The 21115-nt window shown below is 65.0% G+C and carries 19 protein-coding genes and 2 tRNA genes; 17 read left to right on the top strand and 4 right to left on the bottom strand.

Translation table 11 applies throughout. The annotated features are described in order from the left end of the window. The first annotated feature begins 89 nt into the window (after positions 1–89). The 13 genes from RD110_RS18900 to RD110_RS18840 all read left to right on the top strand — a co-directional run bounded on the left by RD110_RS18900 (position 90) and on the right by RD110_RS18840 (position 12670). Complete coding sequence (locus tag RD110_RS18900; protein WP_076201073.1) at positions 90–1304, top strand: CaiB/BaiF CoA transferase family protein; 1215 nt, start codon at positions 90–92, stop codon at positions 1302–1304. Continuing rightward, positions 1301–2290 (top strand): hydroxymethylglutaryl-CoA lyase, encoded by a 990-nt coding sequence (locus tag RD110_RS18895; RefSeq protein ID WP_076201072.1) that lies wholly within the window; start codon positions 1301–1303, stop codon positions 2288–2290. Before RD110_RS18900 ends, RD110_RS18895 begins: the two co-directional genes overlap by 4 nt. 30 nt (positions 2291–2320) lie before the next feature. Then, positions 2321–3301, top strand: a complete 981-nt coding sequence (locus RD110_RS18890; RefSeq protein WP_076201070.1) for a Bug family tripartite tricarboxylate transporter substrate binding protein — start codon at positions 2321–2323, stop codon at positions 3299–3301. 28 nt (positions 3302–3329) lie between these two features. Beyond that, on the top strand, positions 3330–4322 hold the full coding sequence (locus RD110_RS18885) for a Bug family tripartite tricarboxylate transporter substrate binding protein (RefSeq protein ID WP_076201069.1): 993 nt from the start codon (positions 3330–3332) through the stop codon (positions 4320–4322). A gap of 118 nt (positions 4323–4440) precedes the next feature. Beyond that, positions 4441–6480 (top strand): excinuclease ABC subunit UvrC, encoded by a 2040-nt coding sequence (uvrC, locus tag RD110_RS18880; protein ID WP_076201067.1) that lies wholly within the window; start codon positions 4441–4443, stop codon positions 6478–6480. Positions 6481–6497: 17 nt separating this feature from the next. Continuing rightward, complete coding sequence (gene pgsA, locus RD110_RS18875) at positions 6498–7064, top strand: CDP-diacylglycerol--glycerol-3-phosphate 3-phosphatidyltransferase (protein ID WP_076201066.1); 567 nt, start codon at positions 6498–6500, stop codon at positions 7062–7064. Next, positions 7061–7960, top strand: coding sequence for a DMT family transporter (locus tag RD110_RS18870; protein ID WP_076201064.1), 900 nt, complete (start codon positions 7061–7063; stop codon positions 7958–7960). The genes pgsA and RD110_RS18870 overlap by 4 nt, the downstream gene beginning before the upstream one ends. Before the next feature lie 32 nt (positions 7961–7992). Next, entirely contained in the window at positions 7993–9102 is a 1110-nt protein-coding gene (locus tag RD110_RS18865) for a tartrate dehydrogenase (protein ID WP_076201062.1), read from the top strand. 283 nt (positions 9103–9385) lie between these two features. Then, the gene (locus RD110_RS18860) at positions 9386–9658 is read left to right on the top strand and encodes an HU family DNA-binding protein (RefSeq protein WP_076201061.1); all 273 of its coding nucleotides are present in this window, start codon (positions 9386–9388) and stop codon (positions 9656–9658) included. A 16-nt stretch (positions 9659–9674) separates the two neighbouring features. After that, positions 9675–9750 (top strand) — tRNA-Val (locus RD110_RS18855). 56 nt (positions 9751–9806) lie between these two features. Then, positions 9807–11747 carry a SurA N-terminal domain-containing protein gene (locus RD110_RS18850; protein WP_076201059.1) on the top strand — a complete coding sequence of 647 codons (1941 nt, stop codon included), beginning with the start codon at positions 9807–9809 and terminating at the stop codon, positions 11745–11747. Between the two features lie 27 nt (positions 11748–11774). Continuing rightward, a tRNA-His gene (locus RD110_RS18845) sits at positions 11775–11850 on the top strand. A gap of 70 nt (positions 11851–11920) precedes the next feature. Then, a complete protein-coding gene (locus RD110_RS18840; RefSeq protein ID WP_204249987.1) occupies positions 11921–12670 on the top strand; it encodes a DUF4145 domain-containing protein in 750 nt (249 codons plus the stop codon). Between the two features lie 126 nt (positions 12671–12796). On the opposite strand, the gene RD110_RS18835 is transcribed toward RD110_RS18840, so the two are convergent. Further along, positions 12797–13648 carry an FRG domain-containing protein gene (locus tag RD110_RS18835; protein WP_076201057.1) on the bottom strand — a complete coding sequence of 284 codons (852 nt, stop codon included), beginning with the start codon at positions 13646–13648 and terminating at the stop codon, positions 12797–12799. A gap of 338 nt (positions 13649–13986) precedes the next feature. Between RD110_RS18835 and RD110_RS18830 the strand changes: the two genes are divergently transcribed. The 3 genes from RD110_RS18830 to nadA all read left to right on the top strand — a co-directional run bounded on the left by RD110_RS18830 (position 13987) and on the right by nadA (position 16445). Next, complete coding sequence (locus RD110_RS18830; protein ID WP_076201056.1) at positions 13987–14310, top strand: hypothetical protein; 324 nt, start codon at positions 13987–13989, stop codon at positions 14308–14310. Positions 14311–14430: 120 nt separating this feature from the next. Then, positions 14431–15303, top strand: coding sequence for a carboxylating nicotinate-nucleotide diphosphorylase (nadC, locus tag RD110_RS18825; RefSeq protein WP_076201054.1), 873 nt, complete (start codon positions 14431–14433; stop codon positions 15301–15303). A gap of 2 nt (positions 15304–15305) precedes the next feature. Then, on the top strand, positions 15306–16445 hold the full coding sequence (gene nadA / locus RD110_RS18820) for a quinolinate synthase NadA (protein WP_076201053.1): 1140 nt from the start codon (positions 15306–15308) through the stop codon (positions 16443–16445). A gap of 9 nt (positions 16446–16454) precedes the next feature. Here the strand turns inward: nadA and nadB are convergent, their stop codons facing one another. Next, a complete protein-coding gene (gene nadB, locus RD110_RS18815; protein ID WP_076201051.1) occupies positions 16455–18032 on the bottom strand; it encodes an L-aspartate oxidase in 1578 nt (525 codons plus the stop codon). Between the two features lie 443 nt (positions 18033–18475). On the opposite strand from nadB, the gene RD110_RS18810 reads away from it, so the two are divergent. Continuing rightward, positions 18476–19507, top strand: coding sequence for an acyltransferase family protein (locus tag RD110_RS18810; protein ID WP_076201050.1), 1032 nt, complete (start codon positions 18476–18478; stop codon positions 19505–19507). A 379-nt stretch (positions 19508–19886) separates the two neighbouring features. Here RD110_RS18810 and RD110_RS18805 read toward each other — a convergent pair whose 3' ends face one another. After that, the gene (locus RD110_RS18805) at positions 19887–20288 is read right to left on the bottom strand and encodes a hypothetical protein (protein WP_076201048.1); all 402 of its coding nucleotides are present in this window, start codon (positions 20286–20288) and stop codon (positions 19887–19889) included. A 512-nt stretch (positions 20289–20800) separates the two neighbouring features. Next, positions 20801–21091, bottom strand: a complete 291-nt coding sequence (locus RD110_RS18795; RefSeq protein WP_076201045.1) for a hypothetical protein — start codon at positions 21089–21091, stop codon at positions 20801–20803. Positions 21092–21115: the final 24 nt, after the last annotated feature.

The following is a 21115-nucleotide window of genomic DNA, read 5'->3' as shown; positions in this document are numbered from 1 at the left end:
GCGATGGCAGCTTCGCACTTCAGCGTTTTACGCGCGGCCCGCTTGCTGGAATCATCGGCGCCTTCGAACAACTTGGCGGAGACAAATTCATGCCAGACCCCTCCAGTCCACTCACGCCCGCCGCGCTGCAGGGCGTGAAGGTGGTGGAAATGGGCCAGCTCATCGCCGGCCCGTTCTGCGGCAAGACGCTCGGCGAATTCGGCGCCGACGTGATCAAGATCGAGGCGCCCGGCGGCGGCGACCCGCTGCGCAACTGGCGGCTTATCAAGGAGGGCACCTCCGTGTGGTGGCAGGTGCAGTCGCGCAACAAGCGCTCGATCGCGCTCGACCTGCGCCAGAAGGAGGGCCAGGACATCGCGCGCCGGCTGATTGCCGAGGCCGACGTGCTGGTGGAGAACTTCCGCCCCGGCACGCTCGAAGCCTGGGGCATGTCGCCGGAGGAACTGCACCGCCTCAACCCCGGCCTGGTGATGTTGCGTATCTCGGGCTACGGCCAGACCGGCCCCTACCGCGACCTGCCGGGCTTCGGTGCCATCGGCGAGGCCATGGGCGGGCTGCGCCACCTCACCGGCGAGCCGGGCCGGGTGCCGGTGCGCGTGGGCGTGTCCATCGGCGACACGTTGGCCGCGCTGCACGGCACCATCGGCGTGCTGACGGCGCTCTACCACCGCAAGGTCAACGGCGGCCAGGGCCAGGTGATCGACGTGGCGCTGCACGAGGCCGTGTTCAACGTGATGGAAAGCCTGGTGCCCGAATACAGCGCCTTCGGCGCGGTGCGCGAGCCCGCGGGCAGCGCGCTGCCGGGCATCGCGCCGTCGAACGCTTATGCCTGCACCGATGGCTGGGTGTTGGTCGCCGGCAATGGCGACAGCATCTTCAAGCGCCTGATGGAAGCCATCGGCCGGCCCGACCTGGCCGCCGCGCCCGACCTGGCCGACAACGCCGGCCGCGTGGCGCGCGTGGCCGAGATCGACGCGGCCATCGGCGCCTGGAGTGCGCCGCGCACGGTGCAGCAGGTGCTGGATGCGCTGAACGCCGCGCGCGTGCCGGCCGGCAAGGTCTACACCGCGAAGGACATCCACGAGGACCCGCATTTCCGGGCGCGCGACATGCTGCTGCAGCAGCAGACGCGCGACGGCTACACGGTCGAGGTGCCGGGCATCGTGCCCAAGCTCTCGGCCACGCCGGGCACGATCCGGTCGAGCGCGCCGCACGTCGGCGACGACACCGATGCGGTGCTCAAGGAAGCCGGTCTCACCGCCGAACAGATCGCCTTGCTGCGTGAAAAAGGAGTTGTTGCATGAATACTGGAAACAAGCTTTGGCGAGGTTCCCAGCGCCCCATCCACATCCAGGAAGTGGGCACACGCGACGGCCTGCAGGTCGAGCCGGTCTTCGTGCCGACCGAGGACAAGATCGCACTGGTCAATGCGCTGTCGGATGCGGGCCTGGCCAAGATCGAGGTCACGGCCTTCGTTTCGCCGCAGGCCATTCCCGCGCTGCGCGATGCGGAAACCGTGCTGCGCGAGATCCAGCGCCGGCCGGGCGTGGTCTACAGCGCCCTGGTGCCCAATGTGCGCGGCGCCGAGCGCGCCATCGATGCCCGCGCCGACGAGTTCAACCTGGTGATGTCGTGCAGCGAGACGCACAACCTGGCGAACCTGCGCATGACGCGTGCCCAGTCGTTCGCCGCACTGGCCGACGTGATCGCGTTGGCCAAAGCGACGGCCAACGGCCCGGCTTTGAACGTGTCGCTGTCCTGCAGCTTCGGTTGCCCGATGGAGGGTGACGTGCCGGCCGAGGTCGTGCTCGACTGGGCCGCGCGCTTCGTCGACCTTGGCGTGCGCGGCGTCACGCTGTGCGACACCACGGGCATGGCCTATCCTTCGCAGGTGGCGGCGCTGACCGAAGCCTTCCGTGCACGCTGGCCGGCCACCGAACTCACGCTGCACTTTCACAACACGCGTGGCATGGGGCTGGCCAATGTGCTGGCCGCGATCGACGCCGGCGCCGACCGTTTCGATGCGTCCCTCGGCGGCCTCGGCGGCTGCCCGTATGCACCGGGCGCCACGGGCAATGTCTGCACCGAGGAGATCGTGCATGCGCTCGAACTCATGGGTTATGCCACGGGCGTGGATCAGGACAAGCTGCTGGGGGCCGCACGTTGGCTGCCGGCACTCGTGGGCCATGACGTGCCGAGCCAGATCGTCAAGGCCGGCCGTCGGCTCGACCTGCATCCCGTGCCGGCCGATTTCGAGGCCATCCGCGAACGCGCGCTGGCGCGCGGCTGAACCGTTCACCACAACGAAGGAGACAAAAAGATGCGTATTTCCCACTTGCTTTCGCGCCGTGCCACGCTGCTCGTGCTGGGTGGTTGGCTGAGCCTGGCCGCCAATGCCCAGGACAAGTTCCCGTCGAAGCCCATCACCCTCGTGGTGCCGCAGGCCGCGGGCGGCGCCAACGACGCCATCGCCCGCGTCGTCGCGCACCGGCTCACCGAGCAGCTCGGCCAGACCGTGCTGGTGGACAACCGGCCCGGCGCCGGCGGCAACGTCGGCACGGCGGCCACGGCCAGGGCCAAGCCCGACGGCTACACCCTGCTGGTCACGGCCGACAGCGCGCAGGTCATCAACCCCTGGCTGTACAAGAACACCGGCTTCGACCCGGTGAAGGACTTCGAGCCCGTGGCGCCGCTGGCCACGGCCGGCTATGCCCTGGTGGCCAACCCCGCCTTTGCGGCGAACAACGTGGCCGAACTGATTGCGCTGGCCAAGGCCAGCCCGGGCAAATACGCCATCGCCTCGGCCGGCAACGGCACGCTGAACCACCTGATCGGCGAAATGCTGCAGCGCGCGGCCGGCATCAGCCTGCAGCACATTCCGTACAAGGGTTCGGCCGCGGCCGCCACCGACGTGGTGGGCGGCCAGGTGCCGCTGTCGGTGCAGAGCCTGCCTTCGTCCATCGCCTTCATCAAGGGCGGCAAGCTCAAGGTGCTGGGCGTGGTGAACGAGAAACGCGTGGCGGCCCTGCCGGATACGCCGACCATCGGCGAGACCCTGAAAGGCTTCGGGCAGACGCCGTGGTACGGCATGTTCGCGCCCACCGGCACGCCGCCGGCCATCGTGGCCCGGCTGCAGGCCGAGGTGGCGCGCGCGCTCGACCAGAAGGAGGTGCTCGATCAACTGGGCGTCGTCGGCTGCGAACCGCTGAAGGGCAGCTCGGCGCAACTGGCGGCGCTGGTGCAGAAAGACCTGGCGCGCTGGGGCGTGCTCGTCAAGGAAACCGGCGCCAAGATCGATTGAGTCCCCACACCATTACCAAAGAGACAACATGACCACCACACGCAAACAATTCAACACGCTGCTGATCGCTGCACTCGTCGGCGCCGGCTTCGGCACGGCCCACGCACAGGGGAGCCAGGGCGTCTACCCGGCCAGGACCATCACCATGGTCGTGCCGACCGCGGCTGGCGGCACCACCGACCTTTCGGCGCGCATGCTGGCGCTGCCGCTCGGCCCGGCGCTGGGCCAGTCGGTCATCGTGGACAACCGCGGCGGCGGCAACGGCAACATTGCGGCCTCTTATGTGAAGCGCGCCGAGGCCGACGGCTACACCATCCTCATGCAGTACTCGGGCTACCACGTGATCACGCCGCTGGTCAGCAAGACGGCGCAGCAGTGGGAACAGAAAGACCTGCAGCCCGTGGCCAACGTGATTTCCGCGCCGCAGATCATCGTGGTGCGCGCCGAGCTGCCGGTGAAGACGCTGCCCGAACTCGTGGCCTATGCCAAGGCGCATCCGGGCAAGCTGAACTACGCCTCGTCGGGCAACGGCTCGCTGCAGCACGTGACCGGCGCCATGCTGGAGCAGCAGGGCGGCATCCACATGGTGCACGTGCCGTACAAGGGCACGGGCCCGGCGCTGCAGGACCTGCTCGGCGGCCAGGTCGACCTGACCTTCGGCACCGCGCCGCCGTTCATGCCGCACATCCAGGCCGGCAAGCTGCGGGTGCTGGCCGTCACCGGTAAGACGCGGCTGGCGAGCCTGCCCGACGTGCCGACCACGGCCGAGGCGGGTTATCCGAACGTGGATGCCACCTCCTGGTTCGGCGTGTTCGTGCCGGCGGCCACGCCCAAGCCCGTGGTCGACAAGCTCACGGCCGAGATCGGCAAGGTCGTCAACACGCCGGCCTTCAAGCAGAAGGCCGAGGAGCAGGGCGCCACGGCCGACTACCAGAACCCGCAGCAACTCGGGGACCGCGTGAAAGCCGACCTGGCGCGTTGGGCGGTCGTGGTGAAGTCCTCCAAGATTGAAGCCGATTAATAACCAAAAAGTCCTGCGGCGCGCTTTCATCAAGCGGGTGTAGCTATCGATTGAATAGCACTGCGGTGATCGATGCCGATGCCTGAAAGCGCCCGGCGAAGCGGTGACAATACGCGCCATGTCCAGCTTGCATTCCGAAGAACTGCTGGCGCAGGTGTCTGCGCTGCCCGCCTTGCCCGGCGTCTACCGCTACTTCGACAAGGACGGCGCGGTGCTGTATGTCGGCAAGGCCAAGAACCTCAAGAAGCGCGTGAGCACCTATTTCCAGCGCGAACAGGGCGGCACCCGCATCGGCCACATGATCGGCCAGATCGCCTCGATGCAGACGACCGTGGTGCGTTCCGAGGCCGAGGCGCTGCTGCTCGAGAACAACCTCATCAAGGCCCTGAGTCCGCGCTACAACATCCTGTTCCGCGACGACAAGAGTTATCCCTACCTGAAGATCACGGCGCTGCCGGCCAGGCTGCCTTCGGTGCCGTCCCCCCAGCCCCAGGCCGCGACTTACCCGCGCGTGGCCTACTACCGCGGCGCGGTCGAGAAGAAGCACCGCTACTTCGGCCCGTTCCCGAGCGCCTGGGCGGTGAAGGAATCGATCCTGCTGCTGCAGAAGGTGTTCCGCCTGCGCACCTGCGAAGACACGGTGTTCAGCAACCGCACGCGGCCCTGCCTGCTGTACCAGATCAAGCGCTGCTCCGGCCCGTGCGTGAACTACATCGAGCCGGCCGCGTATGCCGAGGACGTGCTCAACGCGGAGCGGTTCCTCGACGGCGAGACAGCCGAGGTGCTCAAGGGCCTGCAGGACCGCATGATGGAACATGCCGAACGGCTCGAATTCGAGCAGGCGGCCGAGCTGCGCAACCAGATGTCGGCCTTGTCCACCGTGCTGCACCAGCAGACGGTGGACAACGTGTCCGACAAGGACGTGGACGTTCTCGCTGTGAAGGTGCAGGGCGGGCGTGCCTGCGTCAACCTGGCCATGGTGCGCGGCGGGCGGCACCTGGGCGACCGGGCTTACTTCCCGACCCATGTGGAGGATGCCGTGGCGCTGCAGGCCGCCGACGTGGAAGGCGAGGGCGGTGCTGTGCAGCAGCCGGTGGAGGTGCAGGTGCTCGAGGCTTTCATCGCCCAGCACTACATCGACATCCCGGTGCCGCCCACGCTGATCACCAGCGAGCCGGTGGGCAAGCCGCTGCTCGATGCCCTGTCCTCGCAGAGCGGCAGCCGGCTCACCGCCGTGCACAACCCGCGCGAGCAGCGCCGCCAGTGGCTGGAGATGGCGCAGAAGAACGCCGGCCTGCAACTGGCGCGGCTGCTGGCCGAGGAAGGCTCGCAACAGGCGCGCACGCGGGCGCTGGTGGATGCACTCGATCTCGCACCCGACGAGCTGGAAAACTTTCGCATCGAATGTTTCGATATCTCGCACACGGCCGGGGAGTCGACGCAGGCCTCGTGCGTGGTGTTCCACCACCACAAGATGCAGAACTCGGAATACCGGCGCTACAAGATCGAAGGCATCACGCCGGGCGACGACTATGCGGCGATGCGGCAGGTGCTCACGCGGCGCTACATCAAGTTCGCCCAGGCCGAGCCCGAGGTGCTGCAGTCCCCGGACGATGGGCAGGCCGTGACGGCCGACGCCAAGGCGGCGGAGCCCGATGCGCAGGCGGTGGCCGATGCGCTGGTGGCGCCGGCCACGCCGGCCACGGCCCGCATGCCGGACCTGGTGCTCGTGGATGGCGGCAAGGGCCAGGTGTCGATGGCCAAGTCCGTGTTCGAAACCCTGGGCCTGGACATCGGCCTGATCGTCGGCGTGGAGAAGGGCGAGGGCCGCAAGGTCGGCCTGGAGGAACTGGTGTTCGCCGACGGCCGCCACAAGGCCACGTTGGCGCGCGACTCCGCGGCCCTGATGCTGGTCGCCCAGATCCGCGACGAGGCGCACCGCTTCGCCATCACCGGCATGCGCGCCGCGCGCGCCAAGGTGCGCGTGGGCGGCAGCAAGCTGGAGGAGATCCCCGGCGTGGGCCCGAAGAAGCGCGCCAGCCTGCTGCAGCGCTTCGGCGGCATCCGCGGCGTGGCCGCGGCCAGCGTGGACGACATCGCCAAGGCCGACGGGATTTCGCGCGAACTGGCCGAGGAAATCTACCGCGCCCTGCGTTAATGCCACAATCGCCCCCCATGTTCTGGACCATCCCCACCATCATGACCTGGACGCGCATCGTCGCGATCCCTTTGATCGTCGGGGTGTTCTACCTGCCCCTCGACGAAGCCCACCGCAACCTGATCGCGACCGTGATGTTCGTGGTCTTCGCCGCGACCGACTGGCTCGATGGCTTTCTCGCGCGCCGGCTCAACCAGACCTCGTCCTTCGGCGCCTTCCTGGACCCGGTGGCCGACAAGTTCCTGGTCTGCGCGAGTGTGCTGGTGCTGGTGCACCTGCAGCGCGCCGACGTGTTCGTGGCCCTGATCATCATCGGCCGCGAGATCGCCATCTCGGCGTTGCGCGAATGGATGGCGCAGATCGGCGCCTCGCGCAGCGTGGCCGTGCACATGGTCGGCAAGCTCAAGACGGTGGCGCAGATGGTGGCGATCCCGTTCCTGCTGTTCCATGGCGTGCTGTTCGGCCGCATCAATACCCAGCTGTGGGGCACCTGGCTGATCTGGGTGTCGGCCGTGCTCACGGTGTGGTCCATGGTCTATTACCTGCGCAAGGCCCTGCCCGAGATCAGGGCGCGCACCAAATGAATCCGGCCGCCGGGTCGGCGCAGGCGGCCACGGCCAACGCCTGGCTGCGCGTCATGCCGGCGGTGTTCGTGGTGATTTGGAGCACGGGGTTCATCGTCGCGCGCTACGGCATGCCGCATGCGCCGCCGCTCAAGTTCCTGGCGCTGCGGTTCGGGCTTTCGGTGTTGTGTTTCGGCGTGTGGGCGCGCATGTCCAGGGCGGCCTGGCCGAGCGACCGTGGCCAGTGGAAGCACCTGGCCGTCACCGGCATGCTCATGCATGCGATGTACCTGGGCGGCGTGTGGAGCGCCGTCAAGCTGGGCATGGGCGCGGGCCTGATCGCGCTGCTGGTGGGGCTGCAGCCGGTGCTCACCGCCGTGTGGGTGTCGGCGCGCGGCGGACGGGTCGGCAAGGTGCAATGGCTGGGGCTGGCCTTCGGCCTTGCCGGGCTGGCGCTGGTGGTCTGGCAGAAGCTCGGGCTGGGTGAAATCCATCCGTTCAATTTCCTGCTGGCGCTGGGCGCGCTGCTCAGCATCACCGTCGGCACGCTCTACCAGAAGCGCTTTCTCAAGCCCTGTGCCGTGCCGACGGCCAACCTCGTGCAGAACCTCGCCGCCTGTGTGGTGACCTGGCCGCTGGCCGTCTGGCTCGAGCAGGAGTCGATCCATTTCAATGCGCCGCTGATCGCCTCGATGGCCTGGTCGGTGCTGGTGCTGACGCTGGGTGGCAGCTCGCTGCTGTACCTGCTGATCCAGCGCGGTGCGGCCACCGCGGTGACCAGCCTGCTGTACCTCGTGCCGCCCACCACGGCCTTGATGGCCTGGGTGTTGTTCGGCGAGCCGATCACCGTCCTGACGCTGGCCGGAACCGCCTTGACCGCGCTCGGCGTGAGCTTGGTGGTGCGCAGCCGCCACTGAATTCTGTTCGTCCAACGTTAAGGAGAGAGACCATGAATCAGAAGACCAGCCAGAAGACCGGGCAGAAAAGGATCGCCGTGATCGCCGGCGACGGCATCGGCAAGGAAGTCATGCCCGAGGGCCTGCGCGTGATGGAGGCCGCGGCCAGCAAGTTCGACATCGACCTGAAATTCGACCACTTCGATTTCTCGAGCTGGGACTACTGCGAGCGCCACGGCAAGATGCTGCCCGACGACTGGAAGGACCAGATCGGCGGGCACGACGCGATCTACTTCGGCGCCGTGGGCTGGCCCGAGAAGATCGCCGACCACGTGTCGCTGTGGGGTTCGCTGCTGTTGTTCCGCCGCGAGTTCGACCAGTACATCAACCTCAGGCCAGCACGGCTGATGCCCGGCATCATCGCGCCGGTGGTGCGGCGCGACGGCAGCCCGCGCCAGCCCGGCGAGATCGACATGTACATCGTGCGCGAGAACACCGAGGGCGAATATTCGAGCATCGGCGGGCGCATGTTCGAAGGCACGGAGCGCGAGATCGTGATGCAGGAGACGGTGATGAGCCGCGTCGGCGTCGACCGCGTACTGAAATTCGCCTTCGAGCTGGCGCAGTCGCGGCCCAAGAAGCACCTGACCAGCGCCACCAAATCGAACGGCATCGCCATCACCATGCCTTATTGGGACGAACGCGTGGCGGCGATGGGCCAGGCCTATCCGGACATCCGGCTCGACAAGTTCCACATCGACATCCTGACCGCGCATTTCGTGCAGCGGCCCGACTTCTTCGACGTGGTGGTGGCCAGCAACCTGTTCGGCGACATCCTGAGCGACCTGGGGCCGGCCTGCACCGGCACCATCGGCATCGCGCCCAGCGCCAACCTCAATCCGTCCCGCAAGTTCCCGTCCCTGTTCGAGCCGGTGCACGGCTCGGCGCCCGACATCGCGGGCAAGCAGATCGCCAACCCGATCGGGCAGATCTGGTGCGGCGCGATGATGCTCGAGTTCCTCGGCCACAAGGACGCGCACGACGCCGTGCTGGCCGCGATCGAGAAAGTGCTGGAGCCGGCCAGCGGTGCGCCGCGCACGCCTGATATTGGCGGCAGCGCGAGCACGGCCGATGTCGGGCGGGCCATCGCCGCGGCCCTGTGAGCGGCCCGGTCAGCAGCCATGGAATGGGGGCTTCGTCGGGCCGCGCGGATTTGCACTTTGACGTGAGAGACGGGCCGTAAAACCGTCTAGAATCCGCCTCCGCGCCGCCGATAAGCTGTTTGGCCGATTGACACCTGCGAGGTCCGTGGTTTTAATTGCATGGGCAGCGGCGCTGCAAAGTTACGTGGTCTCCTGTACTGGTTGCTCTACGCACCGTAGAGCCCCAGGCAGGGGGCCATTTTAAATCTGGCGTATTGAAACAAATTAGATTGAGGGGCTCCTTGTGAATAAAACCGAATTGATCGAACACATCGCGAAGCATGCTGACATTTCCAAGGCCGCCGCGACGCGGGCCTTGGAGTCCACCATCGGCGCGGTGAAGACCACGCTGAAAAAGGGTGGTACGGTTTCGCTGGTAGGATTCGGCACCTTTGCAGTCGGCAAGCGCGCAGCCCGTGCCGGCCGCAATCCGCGCACCGGCGCCGCGATTAAAATCAAGGCGGCCAAAGTGCCAAAGTTTCGTCCAGGCAAGGCATTGAAGGATGCGTTGAACTGAGTTCCTGTTTCAGGTGGGGTGCTTAGCTCAGTTGGTAGAGCAGCGCCCTTACACGGCGTAGGTCGGCGGTTCGAGCCCGTCAGCACCCACCACCTCCAGGCAAAGGCGAACATCACGTTCGCCTTTTTGTTTTACAGAGAGTTTTCCCATGTTCGATTTCGTTCGCAAGCACACCAGGATCATGATGGGCTTGATGTTCTTGCTGATCATCCCGTCCTTCGTGCTGTTCGGCATCCAGGGCTACAACCGCATGAACGAAGGCGGCGAAGTCGTGGCCAAGGTGGCCGGCCATGACATCAAGCAAGCGGAATGGGACATGGCGCACCGCAACGAAGTTCAACGGGTGTTGACCAGTTCGCCGAGCGTCGATCCGAAGATGCTCGACTCGGCCGAAGCCCGCTATGCCACGCTCGAGAAAATGGTGCGTGACCGCGTGTTGGCCGCCGCGGCGGACAAGTCCCATCTCGTCACCAGCGACGCCCGCCTGGCGCGCAGCCTCGAATCCGATCCGTCGATCGCCGCTCTGCGCAAGCCCGACGGCACGCTCGATGTGGAGCGGTACCGCCAGATGGTCGGCAGCCAGGGCCTGACGCCCGAGATGTTCGAGGCGCGTGTGCGCTCCGACCTGTCGGCACGCCAGGTGCTCGCCGGTGTGATCGGCACCTCGTTCGTGCCCACGGCCGAAGCCGACGTGGCGCTCAATGCCTTCCTCGAAAAACGCGAGGTGCAGGTGGCGATGTTCAAGTCCGGCGATTTCGCCTCCAAGGTCACGCTCACCGACGCCGAACTCGAAGCCTGGTACAAGGAGCACACCGCGCAATTCCAGTCGCCCGAGCAGGCCACCATCGAATACATCGTGCTCGATCAGGACAGCGTGAAGAAGAGCATCGTTCCCAACGAACAGGACCTGAAGACCTATTACGAACAGAACGCGAGCAAGCTGGCCGGCCAGGAAGAGCGGCGCGCGAGCCACATCCTGATCGCTTCGCCGAAGACGGCTTCCGCCGACGAACGCAAGAAGGCGCGTGCCAAGGCCGAGGAACTGCTGGCCGAGGTGCGCAAGGCGCCGGCCTCGTTCGCCGACGTGGCCAAGAAAAATTCGCAGGATCCTGGCTCGGCCGCCAACGGTGGCGACCTGGACTTCTTCACGCGCGGCGCCATGGTCAAGCCGTTCGAGGATGCGGCTTTCGGCATGAAGGTCGGGGACATCAGCGACGTGGTGGAGTCCGACTTCGGCTACCACATCATCAAGCTCACCAGCATCCGCGCGCCCAAGCAACGCAGCTTCGAAGAGATGCGGCCCGACCTCGAAGCCGAACTCAGGAACCAGCAGGCCGCGCGCAAGTTCGCCGAGGTCGCCGACACCTTCACCAACGGCGTGTACGAGCAGGCCGACAGCCTCAAACCCGTGGCCGACCGCCTGAAGCTCACGGTGCAGACCGCCACCGTGCAGCGCCAGCCCGCCGCCGGCGCCAAGGGGGTACTGGCCAGCGGCAAGTTCCTCGATGCCCTGTTCTCCAACGACGCCATCGAAAAGAAGCGCAACACCGAGGCCGTCGAGACCGGCCCGAGCCAGCTCGTGTCCGGCCGCGTCGTCCAGCACACGCCGGCGCACACGCTGCCATTTGCGGAGGTGAAGGATCGCGTGCGCCAGCAACTGCTGGCGACCCGCAGCGCAGCGCTGGCGAAGACCGAGGGCGAAGCGCGCCTGGCCGCCTGGAAGGCGAACCCTGCCAGCGCCACCACGCTGCCCGCGGCCGTGGTGCTGTCGCGCGAAACCACCCAGCAGCAACCCGCCACCGTGGTCGATGCCGCGCTGCGCGCCGACCCTGCGGCCCTGCCGGCCTGGGCGGGCATCGACCTGGGCGATCAGGGCTATGCCGTGGTCAAGGTCAATAAGATCATGCCGCGCGAAGCCGGCAAGGAAGAGCTGATGAAACAAGGCCGCGATCAGGTCGCCCAGGCCTGGGCCACGGCCGAGAACGCGGCCTACTACAACCTGCTCAAGGAACGCTTCAAGGTCAAGATCAACGTGCCGCAGCCGAGCTTTAAAACCAGCGCCGATGCGGCCGCCGTCGTGAAGCAGTGAGGATTCGCGCTATAATCTGAATCTACGGTGGCTGTAGCTCAGTTGGTAGAGTCCAGGATTGTGATTCCTGTTGTCGTGGGTTCGAGCCCCATCAGCCACCCCAAGTACAGTAAAGAAAGCCTGCTATTTAATCGATAGCAGGCTTTTTTGTTGAGCGACCGATGTAAGGGCGGATGTATGCCGATTTATCTCCGCTGATTCTTAACCAATCCCACACCGGGTTCAAAAAAATGTCTGAGCTGACTGCAAACTGTCCTCGATGCGGCACGAAGCACGTGACCTTTGAACTATCTGCGGCATCCGTTGTTTCAGCGAATGGCTGGCAGAACAGTTATGAAGCGTTTTGCGTCTGCAGGAAGTGCGCCAAGAGCACAACATTTGTGTTGCGGGAGGTCAGTCCGGGCGCTCATCATGTCCTCGAGAACACTCCGCTTCCAAAATTGAAAGGGATTGTGGACGACCTCGTTGAGAACGTCGCTCATGTCTCTCTCAAGGATGTTTCGAGTCACAAACCACCCCAGCACCTTCCGGAATCCATCCAGGCCGTTTTCGAGGAGGGTGCAACGTGCCTCGCCGTTGGTTGCTACAACGCTGCTGGCACGATGTTTCGTTTGTGCATTGATCTGACAACTAAAACGCTGTTGCCACAAGGTGAGGTGGAGGGGCTCAACTCAAAAACTCGCCGGGACTTAGGCTTGCGCCTTCCTTGGCTGTTCGCCTCCGGGCGCCTTCCACGGAGTCTGGAGGATCTGTCGACGTGCATTAAAGAGGATGGCAATGACGGCGCCCATGCCGGCAACCTAACTGAGCATGATGCCAACGATCTGCTGGACTTCTGCTTTGTGCTGCTGGAACGGATTTTTACTGAGCCCGCTCAGTTAGCTATCGCCAAAAAGAGACGTGAGGCGCGCCGGGCGATCTAAACGGTAAACGTTTTGGCCTAGATTCACCTGGTCGGCGGCCCCCGCGAGACAGAGGTTGCTAAATCCCTGATCGCTACAGCTTTGTTCAAAGCCGAAACATTGATGCCTGCCGACTATTCCTGAACCTCAGAGTAGCTGCGATCTTAGCGCCTCAAATTCCGCGCCAAGGAAGCGGCCGAGGCCAACAATGTCTGGAAACAGCGTTCGCGCGCTTACGCCCTTCTGCGTATCGAGGAAGCGAAGGATGTCACCTTTACGCTCGGGCCGGAAAATGTACCGACCGAATGAGCTGCCTGGATGGTCGCCCCCAGTTCTTTTGGTAGCCAGCTTCCAAAGAATTTGTGCATGGTCGTAAGTCGCGTAGTCGCTGGCGGTCAGCTTTCCACGCTGGGCCTGGAGTCTCGAATTTACGATCGGTTCGATGACAACCAAAAAAGGCATTCCCCAACTTGGATGGTAGTCGCCGGGCCGAGAACTTACTGACTTAGACACCGCATCGCGTATTTTTTCGACTGGCATGCCGGTCGGATCAACTTCCAGCAATGTCTCGTCCATGACCCATAGCTCGCCAGGCTTGCCAGAGTTTGAGGCACAGGCGAAATACGCCGCTACCCAAATACTCTGCGTCCAATCCAGAAGGCGACTAGGCACCTCGTAATGCTGCATCAAGCTCATGACCTCAACGTCCGACGCTGCATGGACGTGGCCTGCAGGGGGCATATCGCCTGGAAGCGCCGGCAGATTGGCGTAATGGGTACGAAAGCTTTTCAGCAGTTGGCTTTCGAGGATGCTGACCGCACCGTGTGGAGCGCCGTCCACTTTACGAGCCAAGGTTGGCTGCAAGTTCCCATAATCGCTTGGTTGACCCCGAAACAAGAGCGACGACCCGGAAACCGCCATTTCCTCGAACATATCTGACAGGGTGATCAAGTCGGATGGTGAACCGATTTCGCGCTGGGTTAGTGTGGTCAGATTCATTGAGAAATTGTGGTTTGCCGCGCATGTCACTGCGCGGAAGCGGTCGCCGGATCGTAACCCGTGCGCAAGCCTTCAGTCAGGCCGAATCAACATCCGACACGGACGAGCTTCCGCCGTATCAGAGCGAAAAGCCGCTTGCTATGGGTGGCCAGCGCCGGTCTCTTGCGCGGCAGCGCTGTGCCGAACCCCGGGCTGCTTCCTCGGCGCTGTTTCCTGATAAGCAACCCCCTCTTTCTGCGGGTTGAGCCAGGTTGCCGGATCCAGACAATCCTGCGTCAGGACCAGGAGTTTGCACGGCTTCGCTTTTCGTATGGGACCAGCTGACGCTGCTGAGCATCGTGCGCGCGGCGCAGTCCACGCCACGGGCGTGCGCCACCTTCGACCTGGTCGCGAACCCACGCCAATGGATCCAGTTCGGTGGCGGCCAGCTCAATGCGTGTTATCCGCGGCAGCGGCATCCGTCCGCGCTGTTGTACTACCTCGGCGGTGAGTTGGACAGCTGGCAGGCGGGGCGGTATCTCACCGTGCAGATGGGTGAGAAGGATCCGGTCTGCATCGCGAACTGGATCCTCGGTTACGCGCGATCGGTGCTGGAGGGCGGGCCGGCGCCGATCTTCAGCGCCAGCCTCGGGCGGCTGAGGGCGCCGAATCCCATGGCCTAGGCAGACGCCCCAGCAGCCAGAAAACGGGAAGGCGGGTCGGCGCTTCAAAAGCGCGGGCAAAATGCGGGCTCGATTGTCGTCCACACGACAAAGAGTCCGTATTTCTTTTTCATCAGAACCATGACAGACCTATTCACCGATTCGCAGGCCGGCATTGCCGCGTTGGCAGCGCGGGATGCCGCCCTGGCATTGCAGGAGGACGTCGGCACCGGCGACCTGACCGCAGGGCTGGTTCCGCCCAGCCGGGCCGTGGCCCGCATCATCGCGCGCGAAGCCGCCGTGATCTGCGGTGCGCCCTGGCTGGAGGCGGTGGTCCGCGCGCTCGATCCCGTCGCGCACGTGCAATGGCACTGCGCCGAAGGCGAGCGCTGCGCGCCGGATCAGGCCATTGTGGAAATCGCCGGCGATGCGCGCAGCCTGCTGAGCGCCGAGCGCACGGCGTTGAACTTCCTGCAACTGCTCAGCGCCGTGGCCACCAAAACGGCGAGCTACGTGGACGCCGTGCGCGGCACGCGTGCGCAGATCGTCGACACGCGCAAGACACTGCCCGGGCTGCGGCTGGCCCAGAAATACGCGGTGCGCACCGGCGGCGGCACGAACCACCGCATCGGCCTGTTCGACGCGATCCTGATCAAGGAAAACCACATCGCCGCGGCCGGCGGCATCCGGGCGGCCATGGCCGCTGCGGCGCAGGTGACGGCGCCGCTGAAGTTCGTGGAGGTCGAGGTCGAGACCCTCAACGAACTCGACGAGGCGCTGGCCGTCGGCGCGCGCATGATCCTGCTCGACAACATGGACCTGCCGACGCTGCGCGAAGCCGTGCGGCGCAACGATGCCATGGGTGAAGGCCGCGCCGTGCTGGAGATCTCGGGCGGCGTCACGCTGGACAGCGTGGCGGCGCTGGCCGCCACCGGCGTGGACCGCATCTCGATCGGTGCGCTCACCAAGGACGTGAAGGCCATCGACTTCTCCATGCGTTTCCAGGAGGCCTGACCATGCAGGCCTCGATCATCGACGTCGACTACGAGCAGCCGACGAAGGAAACCCTGTCCGCACCATCGTCACCGGGCGCCGCCTGCGACACACGCCGGGCCTGGGCGCGCGTGCCGGCCGAGCCCGGGCCGACGGAGCGCGATGCGCTGAAGGCGCGCATCCGCCGCCTGCTGCGCGAGCGCAATGCCGTCATGGTGTCGCACTACTACGTGCACCCTGACCTGCAGGACCTGGCCGAGGAAACCGGCGGCCTGGTCAGCGATTCGCTGGAGATGGCGCGCTTCGGCCGCGACCATGCGGCGCAGACGCTGGTGGTGTCGGGCGTGAAGTTCATGGGCGAGACGTCCAAGATCCTGTCGCCCGAAAAACGTGTGCTCATGCCCGATCTCGACGCCACGTGCTCGCTTGACCTCGGTTGCCCGGCCGAGGCCTTCAGCGCTTTCTGCGACCAGCATCCCGACCGCACCGTGGTGGTCTATGCCAACACCAGCGCAGCGGTGAAGGCGCGTGCCGACTGGCTCGTCACCTCTAGCTGCGCGCTGGACGTGGTGGCCGCGCTGCACGCGCAGGGCCGCAAGATCCTGTGGGCGCCGGACCGCCACCTCGGCGACTACATCCGCCGCCAGACCGGCGCCGACATGCTGAGCTGGCACGGTGCCTGCATCGTGCACGACGAGTTCAAGGCGCTGGAGCTCGAATTGCTGATGAAGTCGCACCCTGGCGCGCGTGTGCTGGTGCATCCCGAGTCGCCGGCCGACGTGATCGCGCTGGCCGATGCCGTGGGCTCCACCTCGGCCATCCTCAATGCCGCGCGCAGCATGGAGGCCGATACCTTCATCGTTGCCACCGACACCGGCATGCTGCACAAGCTGCGCGCGCTGAACCCCGGCAAGACCTTCATCGAGGCGCCCACCTCGGGCAACAGCGCCACCTGCAAGAGCTGCGCGCACTGCCCCTGGATGGCCATGAACGGCCTGGCCGATGTGGCCCGCGTGCTGGAGACCGGCGCCAACGAAGTCCATGTCGATCCGGCGCTGGGCCGGCGCGCGCGCGTGCCGATCGACCGCATGCTGGCCTTTACCGCGGGCCTGAAGAACGGGCTCGCGCCGGGCGGCCTGATCGCGGGCATCGGCGCGGCCTGAGGCGCCGCATCAAGGCCTGAGGACCGTCGGCACGCCTTCCGCGGCCTGCGCAGGATAGTCCCGGCTGAAATGCAGGCCCCGGCTTTCCTTGCGCGCCTGCGCGCTGCGCACGATGAGTTCGGCCACCTGCACCAGGTTGCGCAGTTCCAGCAGGTCGCGCGTGACGTGGTACTGCGCATAGAACTCGTCGATCTCGCCGGCCAGCAGGGCAATGCGGTGCGCCGCGCGCTCCAGCCGCTTGTCGGTGCGCACGATGCCCACGTAGTCCCACATGAAGCGGCGCAGCTCGTCCCAGTTGTGCGACACGACCACGGCCTCGTCGGCGTCGATCACGCGGCTGTCGTCCCAGGCCGGCAGTGCGAGCGGGGCGGGGACAGGCGCCTCGCGGATGGCCTGCGCCGCCGCGCGCGCGTAGACCATGCATTCCACCAGCGAGTTGCTGGCCAGCCGGTTGGCACCATGCAGGCCGGTGCAGGCCGTCTCGCCCACGGCATAGAGACCGGGCAGCGCGGTGCGGCCGGCCAGGTCGGTCTGCACGCCGCCGCAGGTGTAGTGCGCCGCCGGCACCACCGGGATCGGCTCCCGGGTGATGTCGATGCCGAGCGAGGCGCAGCGCGCCAGGATGTTGGGGAAGTGCTCCTGCAGGAAGGCCGGGCTCTGGTGCGAGATGTCGAGGTAGACACAGTCGAGGCCGTGTTTCTTCATCTCGAAATCGATGGCGCGCGCCACCACGTCGCGCGGCGCGAGTTCGGCGCGCGGGTCGTGGGCCGGCATGAAGCGTGTACCGCCGGCCGAAGCCGGCAGCTTGAGCAGGCCGCCTTCGCCGCGCACGGCTTCGCTGATCAGGAAGGACTTGGCATGCGGATGGAACAGGCAGGTCGGGTGGAACTGGATGAACTCCATGTTGGCCACCGGGCAGCCGGCGCGCCAGGCCGCGGCGATGCCGTCGCCGGTCGACGAGTCCGGGTTGGTGGTGTAGAGGTAGACCTTGCCCGCGCCGCCCGTGGCCAAAATGGTGTGCGGCGCGCGGAAGGTGGCCACGCGGTTGCTGCGCGCATCCAGCGCGTAAAGGCCGAGGCAGGCCCTTTCCGCGCCGCCTGGCTCGCCGCGCGTGATCAGGTCCACCAGCACGTGGTCTTCGAGGATGGTGAGGTTCGGCGTGCGCCGCGCGGCCGCCACCAGTTGCTGCTGCACCGCGGCGCCGGTGGCGTCGGTCACGTGCACGATGCGGCGGTGGCTGTGGCCGCCTTCGCGCGTGAGGTGCAGCGCGCCCGCGTCCGTGGAAAACGGCACGCCCATCGCCTGCAGCCAGGCGATGGCCTCGGGCGAATGCTCCACCACGAAACGCGTCGCCGCCAGGTCGCAAAGCCCGGCGCCGGCCACCAGCGTGTCGTCCACATGAGATGCGAAGCTGTCTCCGTCGCCCAGCACCGCCGCGATGCCGCCCTGTGCCCACTGGCTGGCGCCATCGCCGAGCCGGTCCTTGGTCAACACCGCCACGCGGTGCGTGGGCGCGAGGTGCAGCGCGGCACTGAGCCCGGCCAGGCCGCTGCCCACGATGAGTACGTCGAAGTCTTGTGATGCCATGTCTCGTCCGGCGGAAGGGAGTCAATCGCGCGGGGATGTGGCGATGTGGAAATCTGAAGCCGGGCCCATGTGCGGGGCCAAGGCGTTGCGGCCCGCAGGGTGTCGGGGCCGCGGCGCATCTTAAACGATGCGTTTTGGGTCGAGGCGGGTTGCGGCGGCATCGGAGGACATGGCCCCAGGCCGGCGTGGATGGGCGCTTTCGACGAAAATACGCTGCCGCCTCGCACGCCAAGGCCTCCAACGCGAGCTTGGCATCGAACAGCCTTTTCCCCATGAATCCAACGAAATTCCCCGTAACGCCGGTCAGCGTGGCCCCGATGATGGATGGGACGGACAATTAGAAAAAATCCCAATTGGATCAATGTCCTATTGGGATTCTGATTTCTCATGTAGCACTATTGTGGCCCCGGCTACTTTCAACGTTGACCTGCTAAGCTCATCGAATGGGTTTAATTCGCTTGTATCTGGCACTTGTTGTGCTTTTCTCTCACATCGGCTCGGTCCCGTGGTTCCCAATTTTCGACTCGGGCACGGCGGTGATGATCTTCTTCATCTTTTCGGGCTTTTACATCACGATGGGACTGAACGAGCGATACAAGACCCCGGCGAGTAACCGTACCTTCTACTTGGGGCGCTTTCTTCGGCTGTGGCCGACCTATGCCGTCTCGCTGGCGATCCTTGTTCCGATCGGAGTAATGGCGCAGCAGTTGCAGTGGATCGCCGAGCTACCGCTGGTGATGCGAGTGCTCGCTTATGTCGCCAACTTCAGCATGTTCGGCATCGACCTGCTCGTGCACGTCAGCGCGCGCCACGGACAGATGGTCTTTTCTGAGTTTGGAATCGACCCGAAGCACAACGGGGCCAACTACATCCTCAACATGCCAGCCTGGTCCTTGTCGATGGAGATGCTGTTCTACGTGGCAGCACCATTCGTCGCGCGCGATTTCCGCCGCTGCCTCGCCTTCTGCGCCGTCGGTGCAATTACCCAAGCGCTTTTCCACTTTGTGGTGAGTCCCGCGTTCTACAAAACATTCCGCTATGACCTCCTGTACCCGTACGTCATGGCGTATTTCGGGCTCGGCATGCTTGCGTACTGGATAAACGCAAAGCGTGCGGTGATCCACTGGGAATATTTTGCCCTGGGCTTCGCGGTCGCGGCTTTCAGCACTGGATGGCACTACGCAGCGATCGCGGCCTTTGTGCCGTATGTCTTCGCACTAACGAAAAACAGCCGTGTGGACAAACTCCTCGGCGACCTGGCGTTTCCGGTCTACGTCTTGCAACTCCCTGTCGCCGCTGCAGTCCGCGCCAGTGGGGTAGAACCGACGCTGTTGAACTATTTCCTCGCGGTCATGGGCACAAGCCTGCTTGTGCTGTTCGTGCTGGAGCGTCCCATCGAGATGTTCCGCGCTCGCCTTCGTCGTGCAAAGGTTCGGCCGATGCCCGCCGTTGCCAGCGCCGCCCCCGCTATCTAAGCCTCACCGGCAGCGGCTTGGATAAAGCTTGTTTCTAAGACTTGCCATATCCAAGGAAAGCTTTATAAGCCGTTGATTTTGTTGATGTCTCAAGCGCCGTTTGGCGCAAACTTTGGCGAACGATTGGCGCCATTGGCGCACCGAGGATGGGTTGATGGTGCTTGCCGCTCTGCCAGGCTTCGCAGCCGCAGCGGTCCCAGGGCTTTCGCACTGCTGGGGCAAGAACTCCGTCAGGCTTTCGCCTTCACCATCAAGTTAGACCGCTAGAACCCTCGCTACCAGCCGCCCGCTTTCACCGGCTTATGGTCATTGATGGGAGTCGAACCCTGTAGCGATCTAACTTGATGGCCCTGGCACTTGGCCAGGCCTGTCGATTATCCTATCCTCCTGCCTCGGGGTGCCGGCGCAGCCAGTCGGCACGATCAGCCTCAGACATCTCATCCCAAGCCGGGAATCGGTTGCTGTGGATGCCGTGATGGGCAGTCCACTTGCCGTAGCGGGTTTTGATGCGGTCTGCCTCGGCGATGGGCGCGCCGGGTAGCGCGCGCGCACGATCCACCAGAGCCTGGCTGATATGCCCTGCCGCGACCAGCGCGCGCAAAGCAAACGCGTCGGCCCGTTGCGCCTCGATATCGCGGGCCTGGGCCTCTTTCCCTGCGCGCCAGAAGACGGCGCACTGTGCACCGCTGGCACGGCCCCACACGTCATGCTCGCGGGCCAGCGCTTCAAACGCTGGATCGTCGTAAGGATCGCCTTCGCGGATGTTTTCGGGTGTGGTCATGTCGGCGGTTCCAGGTAGGAGGGTGGGTTATGGCGCGCGCCGGGCCACACGGGCGCCTGGCGGATAGTAATCAGACCAGAGGATGGTCTTCACCGGGGTTGGGTATCTCGCCCACTCTGCGGCAAGCTCCGCGGTGTCGGTGGGCATAGACGGACCGCCCCAATGCATGCCGTCCCACCAGCGCCAGAAGTCGAACGTGCTGCTGCGGCGCTTCGTTAGCCACCACCCGATGTGCGGTGGATTGCCGGCTTTGAAAATGATCTTGCCCATTTGCTCAGACAGAGGATGGGGTTGTAGGTGTGTGGTCCGGGCGGTGTAAGCCCCTGACGACACATTGATCGCAGTAGTCTTTGTTTCCGACTTGACGCCACCCGCCGAACTTTTGATGTTGCTTCCGCTGTTCGGCCGCAGAGTCGGAACGGTTCACGTCTGCGGCGTTGTAACCACAGCCATCGCAACTGATGAATTTTTCAATGACGACTGTCATGTGCTTCTCGGGCAGTGGGTGGGAATCAGCGCTTCAAGGCCGACAACAGCGCGTCATTCTTGCGGGCGATGGCCTCCAGGATCAGCGAGTTGCCATTCGCACAAGCGGCCTCTTCCGGGTCGATGCCGAGCGCATCGCTGATCTGCGCAAGGCTGGATACCGCTGCATTAAACATGGCGCGGTAGTCGCTGCCGGCTCCCGCGATCAGGTCTTTCACGGCACTCACCGTGATCTGTGGGTCATTGGTTCCCGCGCCTGGTTGCCCCAGCAACAAGTCGATTTCGCGGAGCGCTTGGTTGTTCGTGTCAGTTTTCATGGTGTACCCGGCAAGGGGGTGGGG

The organism is Rhodoferax koreense (assembly GCF_001955695.1).
Classification (GTDB): domain Bacteria; phylum Pseudomonadota; class Gammaproteobacteria; order Burkholderiales; family Burkholderiaceae_C; genus Rhodoferax_B; species Rhodoferax_B koreensis.
Note: the sequence above shows the minus strand (reverse complement) of the source record. Positions and strands in the feature narration are given on the sequence as shown.